Genomic DNA, 24,336 nt, shown 5'->3' on the forward strand with positions numbered 1-24,336 from the left:
CCCGCCCGCGCCCAGCAGCAGCACGCGCGCGCCGGCCAGCGCCAGGCCGTGGCGGTCACGCAGGTCACGCACCAGGCCAATGCCGTCGGTGTTGTCGCCGCGCCAGCGCGGGCGCCCGCCGGGGCCGTCGTCGAGACGGATCAGCGTGTTGACCGCGCCGGCCCACGCGGCGCGCGGGGCGAGGTCGTCGCAGAGCGCCAGCGCGACGGGCTTGTGCGGCAGGGTCACGTTGGCGCCGCGGCCGCCTGCATGCGCGAAGGCCGCGACGGCGCGCGCGAAGTCGGCGGGCGCGGCGTCGATGCGTTCGTAGACGAGCTCGATGCCCGTCTGCGCCGCGAAGGCCGCATGGATCCGCGGCGAGCGCGAATGCGCCACCGGGTGGCCGAAGACCGCATAGCGCGGGGGGCTCATGCGGCGGCCGCGGACGCCGTCATCCCGCGCGCGCGGCCGGCACGCCCGCCGCCGGCACCGCCCCGGCGGCGCACGGGCTCAGGCCTCGCGCAGCCAGCGCGCCGCGTCCAGCGCGTGGTAGGTCAGCACGCCGTCCGCACCGGCGCGCCGGGTCGACAGCAGGGCCTCGAGCACGCACTTCCTCTCGTCCAGCCAGCCGTTGGCCGCGGCGGCCTTGAACATCGCGTACTCGCCGCTCACCTGGTAGACGAAGGTCGGCGCGCCGAACTCGTCCTTCACCCGGCGCACGATGTCGAGGTAGGGCAGGCCCGGCTTGATCATGACCATGTCGGCGCCCTCGGCCAGGTCCAGCGAGACCTCGCGCAGGGCCTCGTCGGAGTTGCCCGGGTCCATCTGGTAGGTCTTCTTGTCGGCCTTGCCCAGCGCCGACGCGCTGCCCACCGCGTCGCGGAACGGGCCGTAGAAGGCGCTGGCGTACTTGGCGCTGTAGGCGAGGATGCGCGTGTGCACGTGGCCGTCCATCTCCAGCGCCGCGCGGATCTCGCCGATGCGCCCGTCCATCATGTCCGAAGGCGCGACGATGTCCGCACCGGCGCGGGCATGGGAAAGCGCCTGCTTCACCAGCGCGTCGACGGTCTCGTCGTTGAGCACGTAGCCGTTCTCGTCGATCAGCCCGTCCTGGCCGTGCGAGGTGTACGGGTCCAGCGCGACGTCGGTGATCACGCCCAGCTCGGGAAAGCGCGACTTCAGCGCGAACACCGCGCGCTGCACCAGGCCCTCGTCGTCCCAGGCGGCGGCGGCGTCGAGCGACTTCGCTTCCGGCGCGGTCACCGGGAACAGCGCCAGCGCGGGAACGCGCAGCTCGCTGGCGGCCTCGGCCACCTTCAGCAGCTCGTCGATCGACAGCCGCTCGACCCCCGGCATCGAGGCCACCGGCGCGCGGCCGTCGAGCTCGTGCACGAAGACGGGGTAGATGAGGTCGTCGGCGGTGAGGCGGGTCTCGCGCATCAGGCGGCGCGAGAACTCGTCGCGGCGCATCCGCCGCGGGCGCACGTAGGGATAGCTCATGCCGCGATGATACGCCGGCGGCCGCGAATGCCGGCCACGACGCTGCATCGCGTGCACGCAACACCGGCCGCACCCTCGTGCCTGGCCCATTGCTGCCGAGCAGGAAACGCTCTTCATACAGCCGCGGCTGCCGTGCCGGCGCGGGCGAATCCGCCTGCGGCGTTGCGCAGACGCCCGGTCTGGGCCGGTCCAAGAAAAGGGCCGGCGCCCTCAGGCGCCGGCCCAGGTGGGCTAGGACGTCAACGCTGGAACGCCGAGCACTGGAAGATCCGGTTGAACTGGGTCGAAGTGATCAGCTTCTGGTCACGCAGCCGGCTTGCCGCTGTCGTCATGCACTTCACATAGGCAGGCTTGCTCCCGGCTGCCTGAACCTGGCACACGCCGCTCTGTGCTGCCACGTTCGCACCGATGATGATCCCACCCTCCTCGACCGCATCCACCGAGCTGTCGCACTTCCCGATGCGACCGCCGGCGGGGTTGAGGGTCCAACCGATGTCCTGGAAGACCGCTGGCGTCAGGTCCACATTGACGTGTGCCTGGATCTCCGGCGTATCGAACGGCTCCATCAGCGCATTCGGAGCCAGTGCCGTGTCGAAATGCGAGAACGTCGATCCGCCGGCCACCGTCGTGGGCGAATACAGACGGACGCGGCCCGCCGTATCTGCACCGACAAGTGCGCTCTGGTCGAAGAACACGCCGCCCGTTGCAGGCAGGCCCGACTTGATGCGCGCACCGTCACTCATGGAAACCATGACGGACGGGATGGTGATGTCGGTGAATGGCGGTGCCGCGTTCGCCATGTCGATGACGCCGGCCGTGTTGTTGACGACCACGACGGCGGCAGCGCCATTGAGCTGCGCGTTGCGCACCTTGACGGCGAATCCGCACGTTCCCCGGTCGACCACCGCGATCTTGCCGGCTACCGCGGCTGCATTGGCGAACGGCGTATCGCACCCGTCCGTCGTGCTCGCACCTGCCGGCGCCACCCCGTCGTCAACGAGCACCATGTCACGCGCCGGGAAGGACGCGGGCGAAACGGCCGGCCCAAAGAGGGCAACACCGTACTCGTAGGTACCCGATGCCGCTGCGGGCGCGGTGACCCTGAGCATGTTGCGGCCCGCGTCGAGCACCAGCGCGGCCTGCGCATTCACCTCTGCCCCGTTCCATACCGTACGTCCTGGTGTGCGCATCGCGGCCGCACGGGTGGCGTTCGTCATGGCCGGTGCGACGAACGAGAGCCCGGTCGCATTGTCCAGGGCCTGGACGGTGTAGATGTCGGGAATGCCGGCGAGATGGCTGCCGGTCGACTTGTTGATGAAACCGGACATGCCAAGGCCGTGGCCGAGCTCATGCATGACCACGTTGAGGAAGTTGATCGTGCCCTGGGGCGTCTTGCCGTCCAGACCGTAGTACCAGCTCAGGCCTGCAAGGCAGTCCGGTCGTCCCATGGAACCGTTGAACTGCGAAAAGATGTCGCCCGGATCATCCGGATCAGGAACGATGTCCTCGCCGGCGAGCGCATCGGCCAGTGCGGAATGGTAGAGCGTGTTCGGACGCGCGTTCGGCGTGTTGTACACGATCCAGTTGGTGCCGGCCTGTGCGAGCGTGCCACTCCCCGCCGTGCATGCAAGGGGAGCGAAGGACGCATACACCTTGATCTCGACCTCGCTCTGGAGCACCGAACCCCAAAGGTCCATCGCGAACTGGTAGGCGATGCGTCGCTGTTCGCCGATCGTTATCCCGGGATTTCCACCCACCGGACGGGTGGGAGTCGCATCGTTGAGGCCGACGCCGTCGGGGTCGACATTGATCAGGCTGATCACCGCCGCGTCGGCGCCGCCAGCGGCGAGGAGCCCGGCCGTCGCCAAGGAGAGGAAGCACTTATTCACTGGCGACCTCCCGGACCTGCGGAGCATCACCCTCGTGGGAAACAACGATTCGCCCCTGCGCGTCGCGGCGGGCAACGAGCGTACTCATCGCGCTGGGCGGCGCCTTCATGACCGTCGCGCCGGAGGGAAGCGTGCGTGCGGACGCGAGCGCGTCTTCATCGCTGTGCGGCATGACGATGCTGTAGCCCGAAACGCTGGCGGCTCGCGCCCTCGCCGGTGTGACAACGGTGGTCGCGTCAAGGAGGGCGGACTCCTCTTCCGTCAAAGGCCGCAAGCGCCCCGTGGCCGGATCGACCGCAGCTTTCATGCCATCAACGCGCGCCGTCGCGCCATCACGCGAGGCGGGCTCGGACGCCACCACATTGCCCGCCGTTGCGAGGGCGAGCACGAACCCGCAGGTACGCAGGTAGTTCATGTCTTGATTTCCCCTATGGTCCCTGGCCCCCGCCGGACTGGCGGAGGTGCTTAACGGCTGAACACGGTAGAACCGGCCAGACGCCGCCCGAGTGTGCTGCAGTTCACGTTTTCGCTCAAGGGTGGCCCGACGGCCCGGAAACCGTCCGCTCAGAGGATCCCGCCGCCCAGGCTCAGGCGGATCGCCCCCACCACCATCACCAGCGCGTTGAGCGCGAGGCCGGTCTTCGCGCGCCCGCGGTTCTCGCGCGCGGTGGTGGCGATGCCGACCACGGCGATCAGCGCGCCGATGGCGGCGAAGGGAATGACGAACCAGTTGCCCCAGCCCAGCAGCGGGATGAAGGCCAGCAGCATCCACAGCAGGGCGACGATGCCCCAGACCAGGCTGATCAGGCCCATGAGGTTGGTTTCCTGAATTGGCGATGGGCCGACCATCGCGCGATGCGCGCGGCGATGCAAGTACTCAGCCGTGCGCGCCGTCGATCTCCAGGCGCAGTTCGCGGCGGCAGACGCGCGCATGCAGCACGATGCGCGGCACCGCGGGCAGGTGCGCGGCAAGGCGGGCGTCGACCAGGGCGAGCTCGCCGGCCTCGCGAACGTAGGCCTTCAGGTGCGAGCCCGGACCCAGTGCGGGCGGCAGCCGGGGCCGGTGCATGCGGGCGACGTCGACCAGGCTGGCGATGTTGGCCAGCGTCTCGTCCAGCTGGGCGGCGGCGTCGTCGGCATGCAGCGACTCGTGGCCGCGGATCGCCGCCGTGCCCGACAGCAGCAGCGGCGCCTCGAAGGCGGGGAGCATGGCGCGCGCAAAGCTCGGCGGCTGCGGGCCGTACTGGCGCGGATAGCGGTAGGCGCTGACCTGGCGCGGATTCTCGAGCGGATGACCGGGCTCGCGGGCGGCGAGCCAGTACACCTGCAGGCGGCCGGTGGGTTCGACGCGACCGATCGCGGTGGCCGCGGGCAGCGAGGTCGGCGCGAAGTCGCCCAGGCCGCGCGCACGGCCCACGCAGAAGCGCTTGTAGCGCTCGGCATCGCCTTCGCCCAGGGTGATGTCGTCCAGGTAGTTCCACACGCGCAGCAGGTGCGGATAGCCGAGCGCGGACGTGCGCGTGCGCAGTGCGGCATAGGCATCCCCGGCCGCGGCCTCGATGTCGCCGGCGCGCTCGTCGACCTCCATCGCCGCGAACAGGAGCCTGCCGTCGTGCGAGTACGCCAGCCCCCCCGTGCGCCCGCTGCGCACCGGCGACGACGTGCGCCAGACCTCCAGCGGCGCCGTGCCATGCGGCTCGAGCGCGACGGCGAGCGCGCGCGGATCCTCCGAGCGCGGCGCGGCGCGGCCGAAGCCGATGACGGCCAGCACGTCGGGCTGCGCAAGCACTGCGTCGAGCGCTGCCGACTCGTAGCCCTGCCGCAGCCGCGGCGCCGCATGCACCGGATTCGCGCTCACGAGGCGTCCTGCAGGGTTTCGGCCTCGAAGCCCAGCCGCGCCTGCCGGCGGTGCGTCCACCAGCCCAGCAGCGCATCGCGCGCCATGCCGAGCGCCGAGAGCGCGTAGATGACGCGGAACAGGCGCAGGCGCCAGCGCACCGGGCGCGCCTCGAACACGTCGCCGGCCAGCATCGACACCACCGCGCGCTCGACCCCGAGCACGTCGCGCGGCTCGGCGAACAGCGCCTTCATCACCGGCGAGGTGAAGCGGTAGATGAACCACTTGAACTCGTCCAGGCCCGTATCCAGCGTGGCCTGCAGGTCACGCATCAGCGTCGCCTCGCGCGCGGGCTCGCGCAGCGCGGCATCCACCGCCCGGGCACCGCGCTCGGCGCTGTTCATCGCCAGGAACACGCCGGAGGAGAACATGGGGTCCACGAAGGCATAGGCATCGCCCAGCAGCAGCCAGCCCGGGCCGTGCATGCGGCTGCACTCGTAGGTGTAGTTGCCGGTGGCATGGACGGGCGCGATGCGCTCGCTGCCGGCCATGCGCGCGGCCGCGGCGGGCACGCTCGCGATCGTCCGCATCAGGAAGGCCTCGCTCTGGCCACCACGCTCCTTCAGGTATCCGGGCGAACACACGGCGCCGATGCTCATCTCGCCATCCGGCAGCGGAATGAACCACATCCAGCCGTGCGCGTGCCGGTAGATGCTGATGTTGCCAGCGTCCTCGCCGGGCCGGCGTGAAACGCCGCGGAAATGGCTGAACACGGCGGCCGACTGGTGCCGCCGGTTGCGCCGCTTCAGGCGCAGTGCGCCACCGAGGAAGGTGTCGCGGCCGCTGGGATCGAGCACGAAGCGCGGGGCGATGGCGTACTCCCCGTCGGGGCCGCGCACGTGCACGCGCGCGGGGCGGCCGTCGGCGCCGGTCTCCATGCGCAGGGCGCGGGTGTGTTCGCGCGTGTCGGCCCCCGCGGCGCGCGCATGTTCGAACAGCACGCGGTCGAAGTCGGCGCGGCGCACCTGGAAGGCGTGGTCCGGCACCGGGCGCAGGGCGCGCTCGAAGCGGAAGACGTTGTAGCGGCCATCGTCGACGGGGAAGTCCGCGCCGCGCTTGACCACGCCAATGGCGCGCACGGCGTCCATCACCCCGAGGCGCTCGAGGATGGGCATGTTCATCGGCAGCAGCGATTCGCCGATGTGGAAGCGCGGGTGGGCGGCCTTTTCGAGCAGAATGACCCGCCAGCCGGCACGCGCCAGGAACGTCGCGGCCGTGCTCCCGGCCGGCCCGCCGCCCACCACCAGCACATCACACGCCTCCGGCGCCGAGCTGGCAGAATTTCGCACCTCGTTCATGCCGCGAATGATAGCGGCCCGCGCCGGCCCGCCTCCCCGTGAATGATTCAGGGGAGGCCGCCGCCCGGGCCGACCGAGGCGGCCCGCCCCTGCAGACTGGAAGCCCGATGTCGAACCAGACCCCCGCCGAAACCGAACTGGCCGAACTGCTCGTCGAGAGCCTGAACCTCGATGGCGTGGCCGCGGCCGATATCGACCCGGAGGCGCCGCTGTTCGGCGAGGGCCTGGGGCTGGACTCGATCGACGCGCTGGAGCTCGCCCTGGCCATCAGCAAGAAGTACGGCTTCCAGCTGCGCAGCGACAGCGACGAGAACCGCCGCATCTTCGCGTCCCTGCGCGCGCTGAGCGGGCACGTGCAGGCGCACCGGACGGCCTGAGCGGATGAACGTCGCGCTGGCGCGCCTGCTGCTGGGCGCGGCGTATCCCTTCATCGCGCATGCGGCGAGCACGCTGCGCGATCCGGCGCTGGCCGCGCTGGCGCTGCTGGACATCGTGCTGATCCTGCTGGTGGTGCCGCTGGCACGCGGCCGCGCCTGGGCCGTGGCCGTGGTGGCCGCCTGCATGGCCGCGCTGTGGCTGGCGCAGGATTCGCGCGTGCTGCCGGTGCTCCTGCTGCTGCCGCCGGTGCTGTTTCCCTGGCTGGTCGCCTGGTTCTTCGCGCGCACGCTGCGTGCGGGCCAGGTGCCGCTGATCAGCCGGATCGTGGCGGGCCTGGAGCAGTGCGCGCCGGCCGAGCTCGCGCCGGCGCTGGTGTCCTACACGCGTGGCCTGACCCGGCTGTGGGCGGGCCTTCTGGGCACGATCGGCCTGGCCAACCTTCTGCTGGGCCTGATCGCGGTGCCGGACGGCCTGCTGATGCAGCTGGGCTATCCGCCGCCGGTGACGGTGTCGCAGGCGGCGTGGTCGTGGTTCGCCAACCTGATCGACTACGGCCTGGCCGGGATGCTGTTCGCGGTCGAATACCTGGTTCGCCTGCGGCTCTTTCCGGACCGGCCCTACCGCAACTTCCCCGATTTCGTCCGCCGCCTCGGCGCGCTCGGTCCCGCCTTCTGGCGCGACGTGATGCGCTGACCGCACGCTACCGCCCATGTCCGCCCCGACCGATCGCCTGCCCCTCGCCGAGCCGCTGCCGGCACGCCTGCTCTGGACCGCCTACAACGCGGTGCAGCTGGTCTTCACCCTGCTGTGGACGGCGGGCTGCATCTCGCTGGCCCTGGCCGTGCGGGCCGCGACCGGCGACGTGCGCCGCCCGCTGCGCATGGCCGCCACGCTGTGGGCGCCGGGCCTTCTGGGCGGCGCGGGCGCGAAGCTGGTGGTCGAGGGCCGGGAGGCGATCGACTGGTCCCGGCCCTACGTGATGGTGGCCACGCACGAATCGATCATCGACATCTGCGCGCTGTTCCGCGCCACGCCGGTGCCGCTTCGCTTCATGCTCAAGCAGGAGATGACGCGCGTGCCCTTCGTGGGCCGCTACGCCAGGGCCATGGGCATGTGCTTCATCGAGCGCGACGGCAACCGCGCCTCGATGGTGCGCAGCCTGCGCGCGGCCACCGAGATCGTGAAGGCCGGCCACCTGCTCTGCATCTTCCCCGAGGGCACGCGCAACCGCGGCGGCCGCGTGGGCGAGTTCAAGCCCGGCGCGTTCCAGGTGGCGATCGCCGCCGGCGTGCATGTGCTGCCGGTGGCCATGAGCGGCGCCGGCGCGGTGCTGCCCGCCGGGGGCTTCCGCGTGCGCCCGGGCACCATCCGCGTGCGCTTCGGTACGCCGATCACGCTGCCGGAAGGCTCCCCGGCCGAGGTGCGCGATCGCATCGCCCGCCAGGCGCGCGAGGCCGTGGTCGCCCTGATGGATGCGCCCTGAGGCCATGGACTTCGTGGTCGACGCCTCGCACCCGGCGCTGCCGGGGCACTTCCCGGGCAATCCGATCGTGCCCGGCGTGGTGCTTCTGGACCATGTGATCGAAGCGATCGAAGCCGCGTACGGGCCGCTGTCCTCCATGCGGCTGCCGCAGGTGAAGTTCCTGCAGCCGCTGCTGCCGGGCGAGCGCGCGCGGGTGGAACTGGACGGCGCAGCCGGGCGCTGGAAGTTCCGCGTGCTGCGCGGCGAGACGCTGCTGGCCAGCGGCGAAGTGGCCGGGGGCGCGGAATGAACGCGCGATGGAAGCAGCGACCGCAGGGCGGGGGGCGCTTCGCGCTGTGGCTGATCCGCACGATCAGCCGACACGGCGGGCGTCCCGTCGGGCGCCTGCTGCTGTATCCGATCACGCTCTACTTCCTGCTGCGCCGCGGGCCCGAGCGCCGCGCATCACGTGCGTTCCTGACGGTCGCGCTGGGCCGCCCCGCCACGCTGTGGGACGTGGCCCGCCACATCCACACCTTCGCGTCGACCATCCTCGACCGCGTCTTCCTGCTCGGCGGCGACATCGACCGCTTCGACATCCGCACCACCGGCCTGGATGCGCTGCATGCGCAGATGGACCGGGGCCGCGGCGTGCTGGTGCTGGGCTCGCACCTGGGCAGCTTCGACGCCATGCGCGTGCTCGGCACCAAGCGCCCGGACGCGGTGATCCGCGTGGTGCTGGACAAGGGCCATTCGCGCGACATGCAGGAGCTGCTCGATGCGCTCAACCCGCAGCTGGCGGCCAACATCATCGACGCCGGCATGGACGGCCCGTCGATCGTGCTGGCGATCAAGGACGCCGCGGAGGCGGGCGCGCTGGTCGCGCTGCTGGTGGACCGCGCGCAGCCGGGCGAGCCGACCATCGACGTTCCCTTCCTCGGCCGCGAAGCGCCCTTCCCCACCTCGCCGTGGATGATCGCGGCCATGCTGAAGCTGCCGGTGGTGCTGGCCTTCGGCCTGTACCGCGGCGGCCGGCGCTACGACCTGCACTTCGAGCTGTTCAGCGAGGGGCTGGACGTGCCGCGCCAGCATCGCGCCGCACGCATCCGCGAGTGCGTGGAAGCCTATGCGCGGGCGCTGGAACGGCGTGCGCGCGAGGCGCCTTACAACTGGTTCAACTTCTTCGACTTCTGGTCCGCCGACGATGCGATCGATCCTGCCCGCGCTCCTGCTGACGACGCTCGTCGCGACGACGGCGACGCTTCGCGCCGCGCCGCCTGAGGCGGTCGAGGCCGGCTGGATCCTGCAGCGCCTGGCGCGGCCGGCGCCGATGCGCACGGCCTTCGTGGAACTGCGCGGCTCGCGCCTTCTGAAGACGCCGCTGCGCATCGAGGGCGAATACCAGCGCCCGCACGAGGACGTGCTGGTGCGCCAGGTGCGTGCGCCCTACGCGGAAACGTCCACCATCCGCGGCGGCAGCGTGACGATCGCGCGCGGTGCGTCGGCGAAGACCTATTCGCTCGACCGCGCCCCCGAGCTCGCCGGCCTGCAGGCCAGCTTCGGTGCGCTGCTCTCCGGCGACCGCGCGCTGCTCGAGCGCCACTTCCGCATGGCCAGCACGGGCACGCGCGAGCGCTGGACACTGCGCCTGACCCCGCGCGAGAAGGCCATGGCCGCGCGTGTGCGCGAGCTGGCCCTGCATGGGCGTGGCGCGGAGCTGCGCTGCATCGAGACCCATCCGGTGAAGGGCGACGTGCAGCGCACGCTGCTCGCCGGCGCCGCGCGCGACGCGGCCGGCGTGCGGGATGCTACCGCGCTGGCCGCGCTCTGCACGACGCGATGACGCCCGCGCGTCGCCTCGCCCTCGCGCTGGCCTGGCTGGCGCTGCTCGCCGCGCTCGGCTGGGCCGCGGGGCGCTCGCTCGAGCTGGGCGGCGACCTGCGCAGGTTCATGCCCGCGCCGGAAACCGCCGAGCAGCGCCTGTTGATCGACGAACTGGGCGAAGGCCCCGGCGCGCGCCTGCTGCTGCTTTCCATCGAGGGGGCGCCGCAGGAAACCCTGGCCGCGCAGTCGCGTGCCCTGGCGGCGCGGCTTCGCGCGCAGGCTGGCATCGCGCTGGTGGCCAATGGCGATGCGGACCTCTCGGCGATCCCCGCGCGGCTGCGGCCCTACCGCTACCTGCTGTCGCCACGCGCTGCGCAGGGCGGGCTGTCGCAGGCGGCGCTGTCCGAGGCACTGGCCCAGCGCGTGGCCGACCTGGGCTCGCCGGCGGCCTCGCTCATCGAACCGCTGGTCGAGCGCGATCCCACGCTCGAGATGCTGCAGCTGGCCGAAAGCTGGCAGCCGGCCGCATCGCCGCGACTCGTCGACGGCGTGTGGTTCAGCCGCGACGGCCGTAGCGCGCTGCTCGCCGTGCAGACCAGCGCGGCGGGCTTCGACCCGGATGCGCAGGCCCGCGCCGTCGCCGGCATCCGCGCGGCCTTCGAGGCGGTGCGCGCGGGCACGTCGAGCCGGCTCGTGCTCACCGGCCCCGGTGCCTTCGCCGTGCAGGTGGCGGCGCGCACGCAACGCGAGGCCTCGCTGATCGGCACGCTCGACTCGATCGCCTTCGCCCTGTTGCTGTGGATCGCCTACCGCAGCTGGCGCGCGCCGCTGCTGGGCGCGCTGCCGCTGGCGACCGCGGGGCTGACCGGCCTGGCGGCGGTCGCCCTGCTGTTCGACGGCGTGCACGGCATCACCGTGGCCTTCGGCTTCACCCTGATCGGCGTGGCGCAGGACTATCCGATCCACCTGTTCAGCCACCAGCGCCCGGGGGTCTCGCCCTGGGCGAGCGCGCGCGCGCTGTGGCCGACGCTGGGCACCGGCGTGGCGTCCACCTGCATCGCCTACCTCACCTTCCTCGCCTCGGGCGTCGAAGGCCTGAGGCAGCTGGCGGTGTTCACCATCGTCGGGCTGGGCAGCGCGGCGCTGGCCACGCGCTTCCTGCTCCCGGCGCTGATCGACCCCGCGCCGCGCGACGTCGCCGAATGGCCCTGGCTGCGTGCGCTGTGGCGACGCATCGCACGCTGGCCGCGGCTGGGCGTCGGCGCGGGCATCGCGCTCGCGCTCGTGGCCGCGGCCGCGACCGCGCTGGCGCCGGGCGCGTTCTGGGAGAACGACCTGTCCAGGCTCACGCCGGTGCCCGCCGACGCGCTCGCGCAGGACACGCGCCTGCGCGGCGAACTGGGTGCACCGGACGTGCGCTACCTCGTCACGCTGGCCGCGCGCGATGGCGAGGCCGCCCTGCAGCGCAGCGAGCGCCTGCTGCCGGTGCTGGAGCGCCTGCGCGCCGACGGCGTGATCGCCGCTTACGACCTGGCCGCGCGCTACGTGCCCAGCGCGGCGACGCAGCGCGCGCGGCAGGCCGCCCTGCCCGATGCGCCCACGCTGGTACGCGACCTCGATGCCGCGGTCGCGGCCAGTCCCTTCGTGCCCGATGTCTTCGCCGGCTTCGTCGAGGACGTGCAGCGCGCGCGCAGCGCCGCCCCGCTGCGGCCGCGCGATCTGGCCGGCACGCCGCTGGCGTCGAGCATCGAGGGCCTGCTGCTCGAGGACGGCGACGGCGCCACCGCGCTGGTCACGCTCACCGGCCTGCGCGATCCCCGTGCGGTGGCCGCGGCGGTCGCGCCGTTCGGCGCGCGGCTGGTCGACCTGAAGCAGGCATCGGAATCGCTGGTGGCCGAATACCGCGGCCGCGTGCTGGCCGCGCTCGCGCTGGCCGCGGTGCTGCTCGCGCTCACCGTCTGGGCCGTGCTGCGCGCGCCGCGCCGGGTGGCGCGCGTGCTGGCGCCGATGGCGCTGACCACGCTGGTGATCCTTGCGGTGCTGCGCCTTGCCGGCGTGGAGCTCAACCTGTTCCACCTGGTCGCGCTCATCCTCGCCGCCGGCCTCGGGCTGGACTACGCGCTGTTCTTCGACCATGCCGGCGACGAGCCCGACGAACAGGCGCGCGCCCTGCACGCGATCCTGGTCTGCAGCGCGGTGACGCTCCTGGTGTTCGCCCTGCTCGCGCTGTCGACCATCCCCGTGCTGCGCGCGATCGGCAGCACCGTCGCGCTCGGCGTGGCGTCCAACTTCCTGCTGGCGCTGCTGATCGTGCGCCGGCCCGCACGCGGGGCGATGGCATGATCGCGATGGGTGGAACGCTGGCCACGCGCGAGGCGATCGCGCGGCTGGTGCCGCATGCGGGCCGCATGTGCCTCTGGCAGCGCGTGCTGGCCTGGGATGCGCAGTCGGTGCGGCTTCAGGCCGACGACCATGTCGATGCCGCGCATCCGCTGCGCCTTCGCGGTCGCCTGCATGCGGTGCACCTGGCCGAGTACGGGGCGCAGGCGATGGCGGTGCATGGCGGGCTGCGCGCGCAGCTCGGCGGCGGCGTCGCACGGCCCGGCCTGCTGGTGGCCCTGCGCGGCGTCGTGCTGCATCGCGACCGGATCGACGACCTGCCCGGCCCGCTCGAGGGCGAGGCCCGGGTGCTGGTCGAAAGCGACGCAGGCTGGCAGTACGCCTTCGTGGTCCGCCATGCCGGCGCGGTGCTCGCCGAAGGACGGGCCGCGGTGATCCATCCGCCGGCCTGAGCCGCGTCGTCGCATCCTCGCGCGCGTGAAAGCCGGCGCCACGCGCGCTGTGCGAGCGTCTGCGCACCTGTCCACCTGCACGGGCCGATGCCGACGCCGCGATGCCTGCCCACGCTCCTGATGCTGGCCAGCCTGGCCCTGGCCGCGCGCGCACAGGCGAGCGACGGCTGTGCCGGCGCGCCCGGGGGCGACACCGCCTCGCGCATCGCCGCGGTCGCCTGCGCCGAGCATGCCAGCTGGTACTCGCCCTTCATCGACGAGGCCGGGCGGCTGGCGCACCTGCGCGTATCGGAGGCCGAGGCGCTGCGGCTGCGCGACGGCACCCCGGCCTGGCGCCGCGTGGCGGCGTACTGGCAGGGCAGCGGGCTGGGCTGGCCGCCCGACGGCCTGCACGCGCAGGCCGACTGCTTCGGCGCGGCGCCCGAGCGCAACGCGCTGTGCCGCAGCTTCCTGGTCGACACGCCCTGGTCGGCGGTGTTCGTGTCATGGGTGATGGCGCGTGCGGGAGTGCCGGGGTTTGCGCATTCGGCACGCCACGTCGACTACGTGCGCCAGGCCTGGCGCGGCGTCGGGCCCTACCGCTACGCCGACCCCGATGCCACGCCGCCTGCCGTCGGCGACCTGCTCTGCTACTCGCGCATGCCCGCGCCCTTCGGCGTCGCCGGCTTCCGCGCCTGGCTCGCGCGCGGGCATGACGGCCCGCTGGCCATGCACTGCGACATCGTGGTCTCCACCGCCAACGCCCGCGCGCGGCTGGTCGGCGGCAACGTGCTTCAGGGCGTCACCATGCGCCTGCTGCCGCTCAATGCGGCGGGGCGGTTCTGGAACCTGCCGCGCCGCACGGGCGCGGACCCCGAGTGCTCGCCGGCACTGCCCTCGGCCTGCAACCTGCACCGCCACGACTGGGTCGCACTGCTCAAGCTCGACGCCGCCGCCAACCTGCCGGCACCGCCTGCAACGCCCCCCGGCCCCTGCTGCGAGATCTGCCATTTGCCGATGCCGCCGGGCATGCGTCGCTGCGCGGCACCCGCACCGCCTCCGGCCACGCCGCCGGCCCCGTAGCCCGCACGAGGCCCGTCGGCCGCACCCGCGGTCGCAATGCCGCGACCGCGACCCGGGTGCGCGCGCTTACCCGGCCACGGGGTCGGGAGGCACCGCCCGCCGGGCGCATCGGTGAGAATCGCGCATCGATCCCGCAGGGCCTGCCTCCATGACCATCCCAACCCGACGCGCGCTCGTGACCGGCGGCAGCGGCGACCTCGGCAGTGCGATCGCGCAGCAGCTCGCGCGCGCGGGCTACCACGTCATCGTGCATGCCAATACCGGGCTGGATCGCGCGCAGGCGGTGGTCGCCTCGATCCTGTCGGGCGGCGGCGCGGCCGAGGCGGTGGCCTTCGACGTCGCCGATGCCGACGCGTCGCAGGCGGCGGTCACGGCGCTGCTCGAGGCCGGGCCGATCCATGCGGTGGTCAACAACGCCGGCATCCACGACGACGCACCGATGGCCGGCATGTCGCGCGAGCAGTGGCATCGCGTGGTCGACGTCTCCCTGCACGGCTTCTTCCACGTCACCCAGCCCCTGCTGCTGCCGATGGCGCGGGCGCGTTTCGGGCGCATCGTCAGCATCTCCTCGGTGGCCGCCGTCACCGGCAACCGCGGGCAGGCCAACTACGCCGCCGCCAAGGCCGCGCTGCACGGGGCCACGAAGTCGCTGGCGCGCGAGATGGCCAGCCGCGGCATCACCGTGAACGTGGTCGCGCCGGGCGTGATCGAGGGGCGCATGGCGCAGGACGCGTTCCCGCCCGAGATGGTCAGGCAGATCGTGCCCGCCGGGCGCGCGGGGCGGCCGGAGGAAGTGGCGGCGCTGGTGGGCTTTCTGTGCTCGGAGGCCGCCTCCTACGTCACCGGGCAGGTGATCGGCGTCAACGGCGGCATGGCCTAGCCCGGGCAAGGCCGCACGGGGCGCACGCACAAGGCGTGGGCGGACCGCGCTGCGCTGGCCGGGCGACTGCGTTCTCGACGGATGCGGCGGCGTGCTGCCCGCTGAACGCCGGGCCGCGCCTGCATCGCGCCTTCAGGCCGACCGCTCCACGATGGCCGGGTCCACCGGAGCCACCGCCATGCGTGCAACCCGCCTCGTCCTCTCCCTCGCCCTGCTCGGCGCGCTGGCCGGATGCGCCAGCGCCTCGCGGGTGATGATCTCCGACCCGCGCCCGGCCATCCCCGTCGAGCAGGTGCGCGTCTATACGCAGATGCCGGCCGGGCGCTACGTGGAGATCGCGCTGCTCGACGCCTCCAGCGGCTTCACCTATGGCGCGCAGGCCCGCAACGACGCGGTGATCGCCAAGCTGCGCGCGGAGGCCGCGCGCCTGGGCGCCAACGGCGTGGTGATCCAGGAAGTGGGCGAGTACAGCGGCGGCTCGGGCCTGGGCATCGGCGTGGGCGGCGGCGGGCGCCACGTCGGCGGCGGGGTCAGCGTGGACGTGGCCCCGCCCAGGCGCACCGCGCGGGCGGTGGCGATCTGGGTGCCGGACGCACGCTGAAGGCCGAGCGCAGCGGCGGCCGGGCGGCCGCGCTCAGGCCGATGCGGCCGGGTCGCGCACCGCGCGCGCCCGGTCGCGGCGCATGATCCAGTTGAACAGGGGCGTGGCCGCCAGCGTCGTCACGATCGCCATCAGCACCAGGATGGAGAACAGCCCCGGCCCGATCACCCCCGCCTGCAGGCCGATGTTGATCAGGATGAGCTCCATGAGCCCGCGGGCGTTCATCAGCGCCCCGATGGCCATGGCATCGGTCTGCGTCTCGCCGCTGGCGCGCGCCGCGGCCCAGCAGGCGATGCCCTTGCCGCAGAACGAGGCCAGCAGGATCGCGACGGTGGCGAGCACCAGCCCGGGCTCGACCACCAGGCCCAGCTGCGTCTTCAGCCCCGAGAAGGTGAAGAACATCGGCAGCAGGAAGACCACCACGAACGGCTGTAGCGCCGCGCGCAGCTTCTCGGTCAGGGCCCCCTTGGGCATGCAGGCACCCAGCAGGAATCCGCCGAACACCGCATGGATGCCGACCGCGTCCATCGCGAAGGCGCAGAGGCTGAAGATCGCCAGCACCACCGCCAGCAGCGTGGCCGACAGCGGCTGCCCGGGCAGCACGTGGTCGGCCAGGCGCCGCAGCAGCCGACGGCCCACCACGAGCATGAAGGCGGCGAACGCGGCGCCGCCGCCGATGGCGAGCCAGGCCTGCTCCCAGCCCTTGCCGAAGCTCGCCAGCACGATGGCGAGGATGCACCAGGCCGCCGCGTCGTCGATCGCGCCCGCGGTGAGCGCGAGCGTGCCCAGCGGGCTGCCGGCGAGGCCGCGCTCGTGGATGATGCGCGCCAGCATCGGGAAGGCGGTGATCGCGATGGCCGCGCCGAGGAACAGCGAGGCCTGCAGCGGCCCGGCCTTGGCCGAGAACAGGCCCGGCACGGTCAGCAGCCAGGGCACCAGCGCGAAGGCCAGCACGAAAGGCGCGAGGATGCCGGCCAGCGACACCGACAGCGCGCTTCTGTAGCGCGCGCGGAAGTGGTCGTCGCGGAACTCGGTGCCGACCAGGAACATGTACAGGCCGACCCCGAACTGCGCGAGCACGTAGAGCGTGTCCAGGGTGTCCGCGGGAAACAGCGCCTGCTGCACGCCCGGCAGCACCAGGCCCAGCAGCGAAGGCCCCAGCGTGACGCCCGCGATCATCTCGCCGACCACCTGCGGCTGGCCGAACCTGCGCGCCAGCCGGCCGACCAGCCGCGCCACCAGCAGGATCACCGCGGCCTGCAGGAAGAAGTAGACCGACAGCTGGGCCGTGGGCACCGGATCGATCCCTCGTTCAGGCCGCCGCCGCCGAAGGCGCGCGGCCGTACCAGGCGCCGTCGAGCAGGGGCGAAGGCGGTGCGCGCCGGTCGCCCAGCAGGGCGGCCAGGCCGTGGTCGCCGATCTCGGGGTGCGCGGCGCGTGCCTGCGTGAGCAGTTCGGCCGCCAGCGAATGCATCAGCTCCACGTCGCCCCGGGTGCGCGCCACGAACGCCGGCTCGTCGAGCCGGTCGGCGAGCTGGCGGTTGAGCTCGTGGAACCAGGGAATGCGGGCCTGGTCGAGCAGGCGCGAATCGCGCGGTTGCAGTGCGTCGCCGCGGGCGGCGTTGCGCAGGCCCCAGTCGCGCAGCAGCGCCTGCATGGCCAGGTTGAGCGCGGCGGCCTGCGCGAACTGCGGGCGCAGCGCGCCGAGCACCGGCAGGCGCGCCTGGTGGCCGGCGAAATACAGCGGCGCCAGCAGCGCCCAGTACAGCGTGTAGTCCCAGATCACCTTGAGCGGCATGACCTGCGCGTCGCCGAACAGCCGGTACTGCCCCTGGTAGAGGCTCATCGTGTTGGCGTAGAAGGAGAAGTACAGCTGCTGGTACAGCGCCGCCGCGCCGGCGACCGGCTCGCCGCGGCGGTCGGCGTCGATCAGCTCGCAGACGTAGGTGTTCGAGATGGCGATGAAATCGCTGCCGGGCGAGTAGAACGGATCGAGGAAGACGCCCGCCTCGCCGGTGAGCGCCCAGCGCCCCTCGCCCGAGAACACCTGTTTGCACGAATGCGAGAAGTGGCGCAGGAACAGGAAATCCTGCAGCTCGTGCGCGCCGGCCTCCAGCGACTGCGCCACGCGCGGCTGGTGCCTGCGCAGCCAGTCCATGGCCTTGGCATGCGTGTTCATGGATTCGAGCGGATGGATGTCGCCGTCGCAGACGATGCCGAGCGAATGCTGGTTCGACGACAGCGGGATCAGCCAGAACCAGTAGCCCTCGCCGCACATGTGGTTGGTCGAGCGCCAGCGGTCCGGCGGGGTGCAGCGCGCCCGCCAGTGCGGGTCGTCCGACCAGTCGTTCGGATCCAGGTGCCCGCTCACGCGCCACCACACCGAATTGGCGTTGTGCTCGTTCGTCTCCGCCAGCCCCAGCTTGCGCTTGAGCAGGCCCGCGCGGCCGCTGGCGTCCACCAACCAGCGCGCGGCCACCTCGCGCGATTCGCCATCGGCCTCGTAGCGGACGCGGTGGGGCGCGCCGCCCTCGCCCATGTCGATGCCGCGCACCACGGCGCCGTCGAACAGTGTCGCGCCGGCCTCGCGCACGCGCTGCGTGAGGTGGTTCTCGAAGCGGCCGCGATCGATCTGCCAGCTCGGCGTGGGCAGCAGCCTGCTGACGCCCAGTTCGGTGCAGCGGTCGATGTCGGTGGCGCCGTCGCTGAAGAAGAAGCGGAAGCCGAACTTGCGGATGTGCTCGGCCTCCAGGTGATCGCGCAGGCCCAGCACGTCGGCGAAGTAGCGCGCGCCGATCTCGACCGTCGACTCGCCCACCTTGAACGCGCCTTCGCGCACCGGATGGCGCTGGCGCTCGATCACGGTCACGCGCAGGGCGGGATCGCGCTGGCGCAGCTGCAGGGCGAGCGTGAGGCCGGCCAGGCCCCCGCCAAGGATGGCGACGTCGGTATCGGTGGCGTGCATGTCAGGTGGACCCGGCCTGCAGGGCGGCGGCGCGCGGCGCGAACTCGCCCGTGGGATCGAAGATCACCGGCGGCGTGCGGCGCGTGCGCCGGTACTCGCGCAGGACGTGGCCCCGCGCCCAGACCTGCTTCACCACGTGCGAGGTGATGCGCCAGAGGTCGCGCAGCGGGCGGAAATGGCTCTTGCGAAAGCGCACCGGGCCGGTCGCGGCCTGGTAGCGCGACTCGATCGGGATGGACACGCAGCGCACGCCCAGCTCGCGCGAGGCGGAGATCAGCAGCTGCGCCTCGTAGACGAAGTCCTCGCCGGGGATGTCGCCGAGTTCGCACACCGACTTGGGATAGAAGCGCTGCCCGCTCTGGGTGTCGGCGATGCGGAAGCCGCAGCCCCAGCTGATGCCCCAGTCGCCGAACTCGTTGGCGATGCGGCGGTAGGCCGGCTGCCGCGCGCGCTTGCGCAGGCGCGCGCCGATGATGATGTGACCCGGGAATGCGTTGGCCGCGTCCAGCAGGCGCGGGATGTCCTTGGCCGAGTGCTGGCCGTCGCCGTCCATGCTGATCACGCCCTGCGCGCCCTGGCGCATGGCCTCGGCGAAGCCGTCGCGCAGGCCGGCGCCCTTGCCCATCCGGCTGGCGTGGCGGACCACGGTGACCGGCAGGTCGGCGATCGCCGCGACGGTGCCGTCGTCGGAGCCGTCGTCGACCACGATCACCCGCGGGCAGTGCGCGAGCGCGCCCTCGACCACGTCGCGGATGCGCAGCTCCTCGTTGAGCGCGGGGATCACGACGGCGATGTCGTCCGGCGTGAGCACGGGGGTTCCCGCTTCAGTCATTCGCGATGTCCACGTTGAGGATGCGGCCGGGGCCGGCCGAGAGCCGGCAGCCAGCATGCCCCGCCGCGAGGGCGTCGAACAGCGGGAGCATGGGGGCCATGGCATTGCCGGCGCCGTGCGCGGCCAGAGGGCCGGTGGCCGGCGTAGGCTCGCCATCGCCCAGCGCGAGCGAAAGGCGCGGGCCGCCCGCGCGGCGCGAGAGCACCAGCGCACCGCCCAGCAGCCCGCGGCTGGGGGAGACCTGCGCGAGCGGGCCGGTGGCCGCGGCGTCGTAGGCCACGAGCAGCACCGCGTCGGCGCCGGCGGCCAGCTGCACCGCGGCCTCCAGCAGGCCCTGGGCGAAGGTGGCGTCGAACGCGCTGATCGCGGTGGCCGGCTCCATCGCACCCGCGCCGATCGTCCAGTAGCCGGCGGCGGCGTTGTGCACGGAGTTGTGGAAACGGATCGGCGAAACGCCCGCCGGCTCGCTCGCGAGCGTGGCGCACATGTAGTCGGTGATCGCGAGGTCGCCGTGCATGGAAGCGAACACCGAAGGCAAGGTCTTCGGATCGCGCTGCGCCATCGCGCAGGCGGCGAGCGCCACGTCGAGCGCGACGGCGACGGTGTCCGGTGCGCGGCGGCGCTCGTTGGGTGGCAGCAGTTGCGGCGAGGGGCGCGCGGGCGCGGCCTCCGGGCGGCTGCCGTCGCGCGCGAAGGCCCGTGCGGCTTCCCAGCCCGGCAGGCCGGGCGCCCAGAAGCCGATGCCCTCGATGGTGGCGTTGAGCGTCATCGATGTGTCCGTGGCGCTCAGGCGCGCGCGAAGAGCAGCGAGCAGTTGTTGCCGCCGAAGCCGAAGGAATTGTTCATGGCGTAGCGCGCGTCGCGTCGCGCATCGTCGAAACGGATCTGCGGGCCGCAGGCCGGGTCGGGCGTGGCCGCGCCGAGCGTGCCGGGCAGGTGGCCGGATTCCAGCGCCAGCAGCGCGATCACCGATTCGACGATGCCCGCCGCGCCCAGCGTGTGGCCGGTCCAGGCCTTGGTCGAGCTGGCATGCAGCGTGTCGGGAAACAGCGCGGCCACGGCCAGGGACTCGGCGCGGTCGTTGGCGGGCGTGGCGGTGCCGTGCAGGTTGAGGTAGTCGACCTCGCCCGGCTCGATGCCGCCGCGCGCGAGCGCCTGGCGCATGGCCAGCTGCGCGCCGAGCCCTTCCGGATGCGGCGCGGACATGTGGTGCGCGTCGGAGGACTCGCCGTAGCCGCGCAGCTGCAGGCCCGTTTCGCCTTCGGCGGCGCGCTCGAGCAGCGCGAAGCCGCCGGCCTCGCCCAGCGAAAGCCCGTCGCGGCTGGCGTCGAACGGCGCGCAGCGCTTCTTCGACACCAGCTGCAGCGAGTTGAAGCCGAACAGCACGCTGCCGCAGAGCGTGTCCACGCCGCCCACCAGCGCCGCATCGACGACGCCCGCCTCGATCAGCCGCGCGGCCTGCGCGAAGACCTTGGCGCTGGACGAGCAGGCGGTGGCCACCGTCACGCAGGGCCCGCGGGCACCCGTGGCCTGCTGCACGAAGTCGCCCAGCGAATGCGGGGTATGGACGATGGAGCGCGCCAGGTCGGCGGGAAAGCGGGGGGCAGCGTCGTCGCCGGTCTCGAGGCGCGCATAGGCCTCCTCGGTCGCGCCGATGCTCGAGGTCGAGGTGCCGATCACCAGTGCGACGCGGTCGGCGCCATGGCGGGCGACCGCCCCGCGCGCCGCCTCCAGCATCCCGTCCTGCTGCAGCGCAAGCCAGGCCAGCCGGTTGTTGCGGCAGTCCCACTGCGCCCATTCCGCCGGCAGCACGGCCTCCTCGACCCCGTCGACGCGGCCGATCCAGGTTTCCAGCGGCTGCGGGCCGAAATCGTTGGCGCGCAGGCCGCTGCGGCGCTCGCGCAGGGCGTCGCGATGCGCCTGCAGGCCTCGGCCGAGCGCGCTGGTGGCGGTGAAGGCGCGGATCGCCAGCGGCGGCATGGGCGACGGGGCGGGCTGAACGGCGGGCGCGGTCACGCGGTACGACTCCTCGCAGGGTCCGGAAGTATGCCAGCCGTCCGACTTCGCCGGCCCCGCCGGGCCGTATGCTTGCGGCGCCGGGCGCGGCCCGGCTGAACGGTTCCGCCATGTCCACGCGCACGGCCCACCAGCTCTCACTGTTCGGCGACCGCGATGTCCTGCATACGGGCGTCGTGACGCTCGCTGCGTGCGTGCTCACGGCCGGGCTGGTGTACGTCGGCTACTTCGTGCACGTGGTGCGCACCGCCCGCGGTGCGCCCTGCGCGCCCGAGCGCGCCGAACGCGTGCTGCTGTTCGGCAAGCACGCACCGGGCGGGCGCATCGACGCCGACTTCCAGGCGCGGCTGGACCGCGCGGTGAACCTCTGGCGCGAACGCGCACCCCGGCACGTCGTGCTGCTCGGCGGCGGCGCGCAGGGCGAGCCGACCGAGGCCGAGATCGCCCGCGACGCGCTGATCGCCCGCGGCCTCTCGCCCGATGCGCCGCTGCAGCTCGAATCCGCCTCGCGCGACACCCTGCAGAACCTGCGCAATGCGCGGCAGATGCTCGGCGACGCGGTGCGCGAGCGCGTCACGCTGCTGTCCAACCGCTACCACCTCGCACGCTGCGCATTGTTCGCGCGCCAGCTGGGCTTCGACGTCGAACTCTGCGCCGCCGAACCGCGCCTGCCCATGCACCCGCGGTCCTGGCTGCGACTGGCGGGCGAAGCCGCCTACGTCTGCTGGGTCGACATCGGCACGCGCTGGGCGCGGCTCACGCGCAATCAGCGGATGCTGGCGCGGGTGACCTGAGGCGCCCGGCGCCGAACGCGCCGACGCGGGGAAATCCGATTCCCGCCGGGAGCGCGATGCGTTAGGGTCCTCGCGTCGCGAGACGACGCACGCGCCGGACGGCGCACTCCCACGGAGACGGACACTCCATGACCCGCCCCTTCGCCCGAATGCTGCTCGCCGGTGCCGTCCTGGCGACCGCAGCCGCCTGCGCCAATCCCGCCATGGACGACGCCCCGCGCGAACCCTACCCGCCCGAACGCCCGAACGAGACCCAGCCCGGCGCGAAGCCGCCGGTGCCGCGGAGGAATCCAAAGGCGGTGCCGTACCAGATCACCTTGCGCATCGAGAACGCGCCGGGTCCCCTCAACGTGGTGACGGCCGGTGTGTCGTACGACGTCCTCGATGATCGCTGCCTTCCCCGCCGCGGCACGATGTCGGGCGTGCGCCTGCAGGTCACGCAGTCGGTCCCCCTCACGCTCACCCGCATCGGCCCCGATACCTACAGGACGGTGGTCCACGACGACCTGTTCCTTCCGGACGACTACTACGGCCTGGGCGTGTGCAAGTGGGCTCTCATCACCGTCGGCTTCCGGGCCGTCCCGACGGGTGCTGCGGGCGAAACGCGCTACACGGAGGCGATCTTCCGCGAAGACCTGATCAAGGCCGCTCCGATCCGTGTTTTCTTTTCGCCGACGCGCTATCCGCGGGCGGCGGCCTTCGCGGACTACCCGGAGTTCGGCGAAGCCGATCCGACGAAGTTCCGCCTCGAGTATCGGGCGCGACTCTTCTCCTTCGCATTCGACATCGAGAGGCTTGAGCCGTGACGCCCTCGACGGACGAGCTGGCCGCGCTGGCGCAGGCTGCGTACAGGACGTTCACCGACGACGAACTCAAGGACGGCGTACTGGTCGGCGGCATCCATTACCGCATCATCGCGCACGAGAGCACCGCGACCGGATATCAGGGCACCGTCTTCCAGCGCAAGGACTCCGGCGACGTCATCGTGTCGCACCGCGGCACCGAGTTCGACCGCGAGGCCTTGCGCGACGGGCTGGTCACCGATGCCGGCATGGTGCTCGTGGGCCGCAACGTCCAGCAGGCGGCCGCGATCAGGCTGACGCAGCGTGCCGTCGACTTCGCCGCCGAGCAGAACTCGGAACGCTGCCAGGTGCCCTCCATCACCGTCACCGGCCACTCCCTCGGCGGCACGCTAGCCCAGATGAGCGCCCACCGGCTCGGCCTGCGCGCCGAGACGTTCAACGCCTACGGCGCGGCCGGGCTTACGGCCGATTACCCGACGCGCGATCCCGACATCCTCAACCACGTTCGTGCAACCGATTTCGTCAGCGCGGCGTCCCGCCACATCGGCGAAGTGCGCCTCTACGCGCACGAGATCGACATCGCCGCGCTGCGGCGGCACGGCTACGAGAACGGCGCCGGCTTCCCCGACGTACGCAACGCCGCCGGCGTGGCCGCAGGCGTGGGGCTGCGCGCGCACTTCATCGACAACTTCGTCGCCGGCGAAGACCGCGCGTCGGTCATCAGCCCTGAGAACGCGGCGCGCGCGCAGGCGAACGCCGACATGATCGGCGACTACCGCCGCGACGTGGCGCGCGCGCACGGCCTACTCGCCCTGCCGCGCAATGCCGTGGACGGCGCGCTGGACCTCGGCGGCCGGCTGCTCGGCCGGCCGCGGCCCGATCCGGCGCCGCCGTCGGCCTTCGAGCCGGGCCTGTGCCGGATCCCTGCCGCCGAGACCGGCGCGCGGCGCGACCCGCTGCACGAGCAGGCCGAGCGCGGCGTACATGCGCTCGAGGCGCGCCTGGGCCGGGTGCCCGACGAATCGAGCGCGCGGCTGGCGGCGAGCCTGTACCGCCACGCCCGCGAGGCTGGCCTGACACGCATCGACGAGGTGGTGCTCAGCCGCGCGACGCACGACGCGCCGGCGGGCGCCTCGGCCTTCGCCGTGCAGGGCCGCGTCGGCGATCCGGCCGCGCGCACCGTGCAGGTGTCGACCGCCGAAGCCATGGCCACGCCGGTGGACGTATCGCTGCGCGCGGCGGAAGCGCATCGCGAGGCCGCGGACATGCAGCGGAGCCAGACGCAGGCGCCGGAGAGGCCGCGCGCAGCGGCGATGGCGATGTGAGCCGCCCCCCCCCAGCGGTCGCATCGCTCGCACGAGGGA

Annotated in this window: 25 protein-coding genes and 1 pseudogene; 14 read left to right on the plus strand and 12 right to left on the minus strand. The window is 72.7% G+C overall.

Features of this window, described 5'->3' with window-relative positions:
- From EYQ95_RS20490 to EYQ95_RS20520, 7 genes and pseudogenes are all read right to left on the minus strand, one after another.
- A pseudogene (locus EYQ95_RS20490) lies at positions 1–411 on the minus strand (shikimate dehydrogenase); the annotation flags it as partial.
- A gap of 78 nt (positions 412–489) precedes the next feature.
- On the minus strand, positions 490–1,479 hold the full coding sequence (gene hemB / locus EYQ95_RS20495; RefSeq protein WP_132329974.1) for a porphobilinogen synthase: 990 nt from the start codon (positions 1,477–1,479) through the stop codon (positions 490–492).
- A gap of 239 nt (positions 1,480–1,718) precedes the next feature.
- Positions 1,719–3,368, minus strand: a complete 1,650-nt coding sequence (locus tag EYQ95_RS20500) for a PA domain-containing protein (RefSeq protein ID WP_243700014.1) — start codon at positions 3,366–3,368, stop codon at positions 1,719–1,721.
- Positions 3,361–3,783, minus strand: a complete 423-nt coding sequence (locus EYQ95_RS20505; RefSeq protein WP_132329978.1) for a hypothetical protein — start codon at positions 3,781–3,783, stop codon at positions 3,361–3,363. Before EYQ95_RS20505 ends, EYQ95_RS20500 begins: the two co-directional genes overlap by 8 nt.
- Before the next feature lie 149 nt (positions 3,784–3,932).
- On the minus strand, positions 3,933–4,175 hold the full coding sequence (locus EYQ95_RS20510; protein ID WP_207916567.1) for a hypothetical protein: 243 nt from the start codon (positions 4,173–4,175) through the stop codon (positions 3,933–3,935).
- A gap of 70 nt (positions 4,176–4,245) precedes the next feature.
- Positions 4,246–5,226: a pteridine-dependent deoxygenase gene (locus EYQ95_RS20515; RefSeq protein WP_243700015.1), complete on the minus strand. Its 981-nt coding sequence runs from the start codon at positions 5,224–5,226 to the stop codon at positions 4,246–4,248.
- Positions 5,223–6,563: an NAD(P)/FAD-dependent oxidoreductase gene (locus EYQ95_RS20520; protein WP_132329982.1), complete on the minus strand. Its 1,341-nt coding sequence runs from the start codon at positions 6,561–6,563 to the stop codon at positions 5,223–5,225. Before EYQ95_RS20520 ends, EYQ95_RS20515 begins: the two co-directional genes overlap by 4 nt.
- 107 nt (positions 6,564–6,670) lie before the next feature.
- On the opposite strand from EYQ95_RS20520, the gene EYQ95_RS20525 reads away from it, so the two are divergent.
- The 11 genes from EYQ95_RS20525 to EYQ95_RS20575 all read left to right on the plus strand — a co-directional run bounded on the left by EYQ95_RS20525 (position 6,671) and on the right by EYQ95_RS20575 (position 15,562).
- A complete protein-coding gene (locus tag EYQ95_RS20525; protein ID WP_132329985.1) occupies positions 6,671–6,940 on the plus strand; it encodes a phosphopantetheine-binding protein in 270 nt (89 codons plus the stop codon).
- A gap of 4 nt (positions 6,941–6,944) precedes the next feature.
- Positions 6,945–7,634 carry a ketosynthase gene (locus EYQ95_RS20530; protein ID WP_243700016.1) on the plus strand — a complete coding sequence of 230 codons (690 nt, stop codon included), beginning with the start codon at positions 6,945–6,947 and terminating at the stop codon, positions 7,632–7,634.
- Positions 7,635–7,671: 37 nt separating this feature from the next.
- Positions 7,672–8,424 carry a 1-acyl-sn-glycerol-3-phosphate acyltransferase gene (locus EYQ95_RS20535; protein WP_132330043.1) on the plus strand — a complete coding sequence of 251 codons (753 nt, stop codon included), beginning with the start codon at positions 7,672–7,674 and terminating at the stop codon, positions 8,422–8,424.
- A gap of 4 nt (positions 8,425–8,428) precedes the next feature.
- Positions 8,429–8,713 (plus strand): hypothetical protein, encoded by a 285-nt coding sequence (locus tag EYQ95_RS20540; protein ID WP_132329987.1) that lies wholly within the window; start codon positions 8,429–8,431, stop codon positions 8,711–8,713.
- Complete coding sequence (locus EYQ95_RS20545; protein ID WP_132329990.1) at positions 8,710–9,684, plus strand: acyltransferase; 975 nt, start codon at positions 8,710–8,712, stop codon at positions 9,682–9,684. The genes EYQ95_RS20540 and EYQ95_RS20545 overlap by 4 nt, the downstream gene beginning before the upstream one ends.
- A complete protein-coding gene (locus EYQ95_RS20550) occupies positions 9,608–10,246 on the plus strand; it encodes a LolA-related protein (protein WP_132329992.1) in 639 nt (212 codons plus the stop codon). The genes EYQ95_RS20545 and EYQ95_RS20550 overlap by 77 nt, the downstream gene beginning before the upstream one ends.
- A complete protein-coding gene (locus tag EYQ95_RS20555) occupies positions 10,243–12,570 on the plus strand; it encodes an MMPL family transporter (RefSeq protein WP_132329994.1) in 2,328 nt (775 codons plus the stop codon). Before EYQ95_RS20550 ends, EYQ95_RS20555 begins: the two co-directional genes overlap by 4 nt.
- Before the next feature lie 5 nt (positions 12,571–12,575).
- Positions 12,576–13,019, plus strand: a complete 444-nt coding sequence (locus EYQ95_RS20560; protein WP_207916573.1) for a phosphotransferase — start codon at positions 12,576–12,578, stop codon at positions 13,017–13,019.
- Positions 13,020–13,139: 120 nt separating this feature from the next.
- Complete coding sequence (locus EYQ95_RS20565; protein ID WP_165924804.1) at positions 13,140–14,081, plus strand: DUF2272 domain-containing protein; 942 nt, start codon at positions 13,140–13,142, stop codon at positions 14,079–14,081.
- 148 nt (positions 14,082–14,229) lie between these two features.
- Positions 14,230–14,961: a 3-oxoacyl-ACP reductase FabG gene (gene fabG / locus EYQ95_RS20570; protein ID WP_132329998.1), complete on the plus strand. Its 732-nt coding sequence runs from the start codon at positions 14,230–14,232 to the stop codon at positions 14,959–14,961.
- Positions 14,962–15,139: 178 nt separating this feature from the next.
- Positions 15,140–15,562 carry a hypothetical protein gene (locus EYQ95_RS20575; protein ID WP_132330000.1) on the plus strand — a complete coding sequence of 141 codons (423 nt, stop codon included), beginning with the start codon at positions 15,140–15,142 and terminating at the stop codon, positions 15,560–15,562.
- A gap of 33 nt (positions 15,563–15,595) precedes the next feature.
- Here the strand turns inward: EYQ95_RS20575 and EYQ95_RS20580 are convergent, their stop codons facing one another.
- Genes EYQ95_RS20580 through EYQ95_RS20600 form a run of 5 tightly spaced genes read right to left on the minus strand, consistent with a single transcriptional unit; the run spans position 15,596 to position 21,339 of the window.
- A complete protein-coding gene (locus tag EYQ95_RS20580) occupies positions 15,596–16,858 on the minus strand; it encodes a cation:proton antiporter (RefSeq protein WP_132330002.1) in 1,263 nt (420 codons plus the stop codon).
- Positions 16,859–16,874: 16 nt separating this feature from the next.
- Positions 16,875–18,527 (minus strand): NAD(P)/FAD-dependent oxidoreductase, encoded by a 1,653-nt coding sequence (locus EYQ95_RS20585; protein WP_132330004.1) that lies wholly within the window; start codon positions 18,525–18,527, stop codon positions 16,875–16,877.
- 1 nt (position 18,528) lies between these two features.
- A complete protein-coding gene (locus tag EYQ95_RS20590) occupies positions 18,529–19,359 on the minus strand; it encodes a glycosyltransferase family 2 protein (RefSeq protein WP_132330006.1) in 831 nt (276 codons plus the stop codon).
- Complete coding sequence (locus EYQ95_RS20595; protein ID WP_132330008.1) at positions 19,352–20,128, minus strand: beta-ketoacyl synthase chain length factor; 777 nt, start codon at positions 20,126–20,128, stop codon at positions 19,352–19,354. Before EYQ95_RS20595 ends, EYQ95_RS20590 begins: the two co-directional genes overlap by 8 nt.
- A 17-nt stretch (positions 20,129–20,145) precedes the next feature.
- Entirely contained in the window at positions 20,146–21,339 is a 1,194-nt protein-coding gene (locus EYQ95_RS20600; protein ID WP_132330047.1) for a beta-ketoacyl-[acyl-carrier-protein] synthase family protein, read from the minus strand.
- 146 nt (positions 21,340–21,485) lie between these two features.
- Between EYQ95_RS20600 and EYQ95_RS20605 the strand changes: the two genes are divergently transcribed.
- From EYQ95_RS20605 to EYQ95_RS20615, 3 genes are all read left to right on the plus strand, one after another.
- Positions 21,486–22,169 (plus strand): YdcF family protein, encoded by a 684-nt coding sequence (locus tag EYQ95_RS20605; RefSeq protein ID WP_165924805.1) that lies wholly within the window; start codon positions 21,486–21,488, stop codon positions 22,167–22,169.
- A 128-nt stretch (positions 22,170–22,297) separates the two neighbouring features.
- Positions 22,298–22,975 (plus strand): hypothetical protein, encoded by a 678-nt coding sequence (locus EYQ95_RS20610; protein ID WP_132330013.1) that lies wholly within the window; start codon positions 22,298–22,300, stop codon positions 22,973–22,975.
- Complete coding sequence (locus tag EYQ95_RS20615; protein WP_132330015.1) at positions 22,972–24,297, plus strand: XVIPCD domain-containing protein; 1,326 nt, start codon at positions 22,972–22,974, stop codon at positions 24,295–24,297. The genes EYQ95_RS20610 and EYQ95_RS20615 overlap by 4 nt, the downstream gene beginning before the upstream one ends.
- Positions 24,298–24,336 lie beyond the last annotated feature (39 nt).

The sequence above is a fragment of the Lysobacter sp. N42 genome, from assembly GCF_004344885.1.

Coding starts and splice junctions, on each gene's coding strand:
- EYQ95_RS20565 (WP_165924804.1), top strand. CDS start 13,140: ATGCTGGCCAGCCTGGCCCTGGCCGCGCGCGCACAGGCGAGCGACGGC.
- EYQ95_RS20525 (WP_132329985.1), top strand. CDS start 6,671: ATGTCGAACCAGACCCCCGCCGAAACCGAACTGGCCGAACTGCTCGTC.
- EYQ95_RS20585 (WP_132330004.1), bottom strand. CDS start 18,527: ATGCACGCCACCGATACCGACGTCGCCATCCTTGGCGGGGGCCTGGCC.
- EYQ95_RS20610 (WP_132330013.1), top strand. CDS start 22,298: ATGACCCGCCCCTTCGCCCGAATGCTGCTCGCCGGTGCCGTCCTGGCG.
- fabG (WP_132329998.1), top strand. CDS start 14,230: ATGACCATCCCAACCCGACGCGCGCTCGTGACCGGCGGCAGCGGCGAC.
- EYQ95_RS20575 (WP_132330000.1), top strand. CDS start 15,140: ATGCGTGCAACCCGCCTCGTCCTCTCCCTCGCCCTGCTCGGCGCGCTG.
- EYQ95_RS20555 (WP_132329994.1), top strand. CDS start 10,243: ATGACGCCCGCGCGTCGCCTCGCCCTCGCGCTGGCCTGGCTGGCGCTG.
- EYQ95_RS20560 (WP_207916573.1), top strand. CDS start 12,576: ATGGGTGGAACGCTGGCCACGCGCGAGGCGATCGCGCGGCTGGTGCCG.
- EYQ95_RS20530 (WP_243700016.1), top strand. CDS start 6,945: ATGAACGTCGCGCTGGCGCGCCTGCTGCTGGGCGCGGCGTATCCCTTC.
- EYQ95_RS20540 (WP_132329987.1), top strand. CDS start 8,429: ATGGACTTCGTGGTCGACGCCTCGCACCCGGCGCTGCCGGGGCACTTC.
- EYQ95_RS20505 (WP_132329978.1), bottom strand. CDS start 3,783: ATGAACTACCTGCGTACCTGCGGGTTCGTGCTCGCCCTCGCAACGGCG.
- EYQ95_RS20605 (WP_165924805.1), top strand. CDS start 21,486: ATGTCCACGCGCACGGCCCACCAGCTCTCACTGTTCGGCGACCGCGAT.
- hemB (WP_132329974.1), bottom strand. CDS start 1,479: ATGAGCTATCCCTACGTGCGCCCGCGGCGGATGCGCCGCGACGAGTTC.
- EYQ95_RS20590 (WP_132330006.1), bottom strand. CDS start 19,359: ATGACTGAAGCGGGAACCCCCGTGCTCACGCCGGACGACATCGCCGTC.
- EYQ95_RS20595 (WP_132330008.1), bottom strand. CDS start 20,128: ATGACGCTCAACGCCACCATCGAGGGCATCGGCTTCTGGGCGCCCGGC.
- EYQ95_RS20545 (WP_132329990.1), top strand. CDS start 8,710: ATGAACGCGCGATGGAAGCAGCGACCGCAGGGCGGGGGGCGCTTCGCG.
- EYQ95_RS20600 (WP_132330047.1), bottom strand. CDS start 21,339: ATGCCGCCGCTGGCGATCCGCGCCTTCACCGCCACCAGCGCGCTCGGC.
- EYQ95_RS20520 (WP_132329982.1), bottom strand. CDS start 6,563: ATGAACGAGGTGCGAAATTCTGCCAGCTCGGCGCCGGAGGCGTGTGAT.
- EYQ95_RS20550 (WP_132329992.1), top strand. CDS start 9,608: ATGCGATCGATCCTGCCCGCGCTCCTGCTGACGACGCTCGTCGCGACG.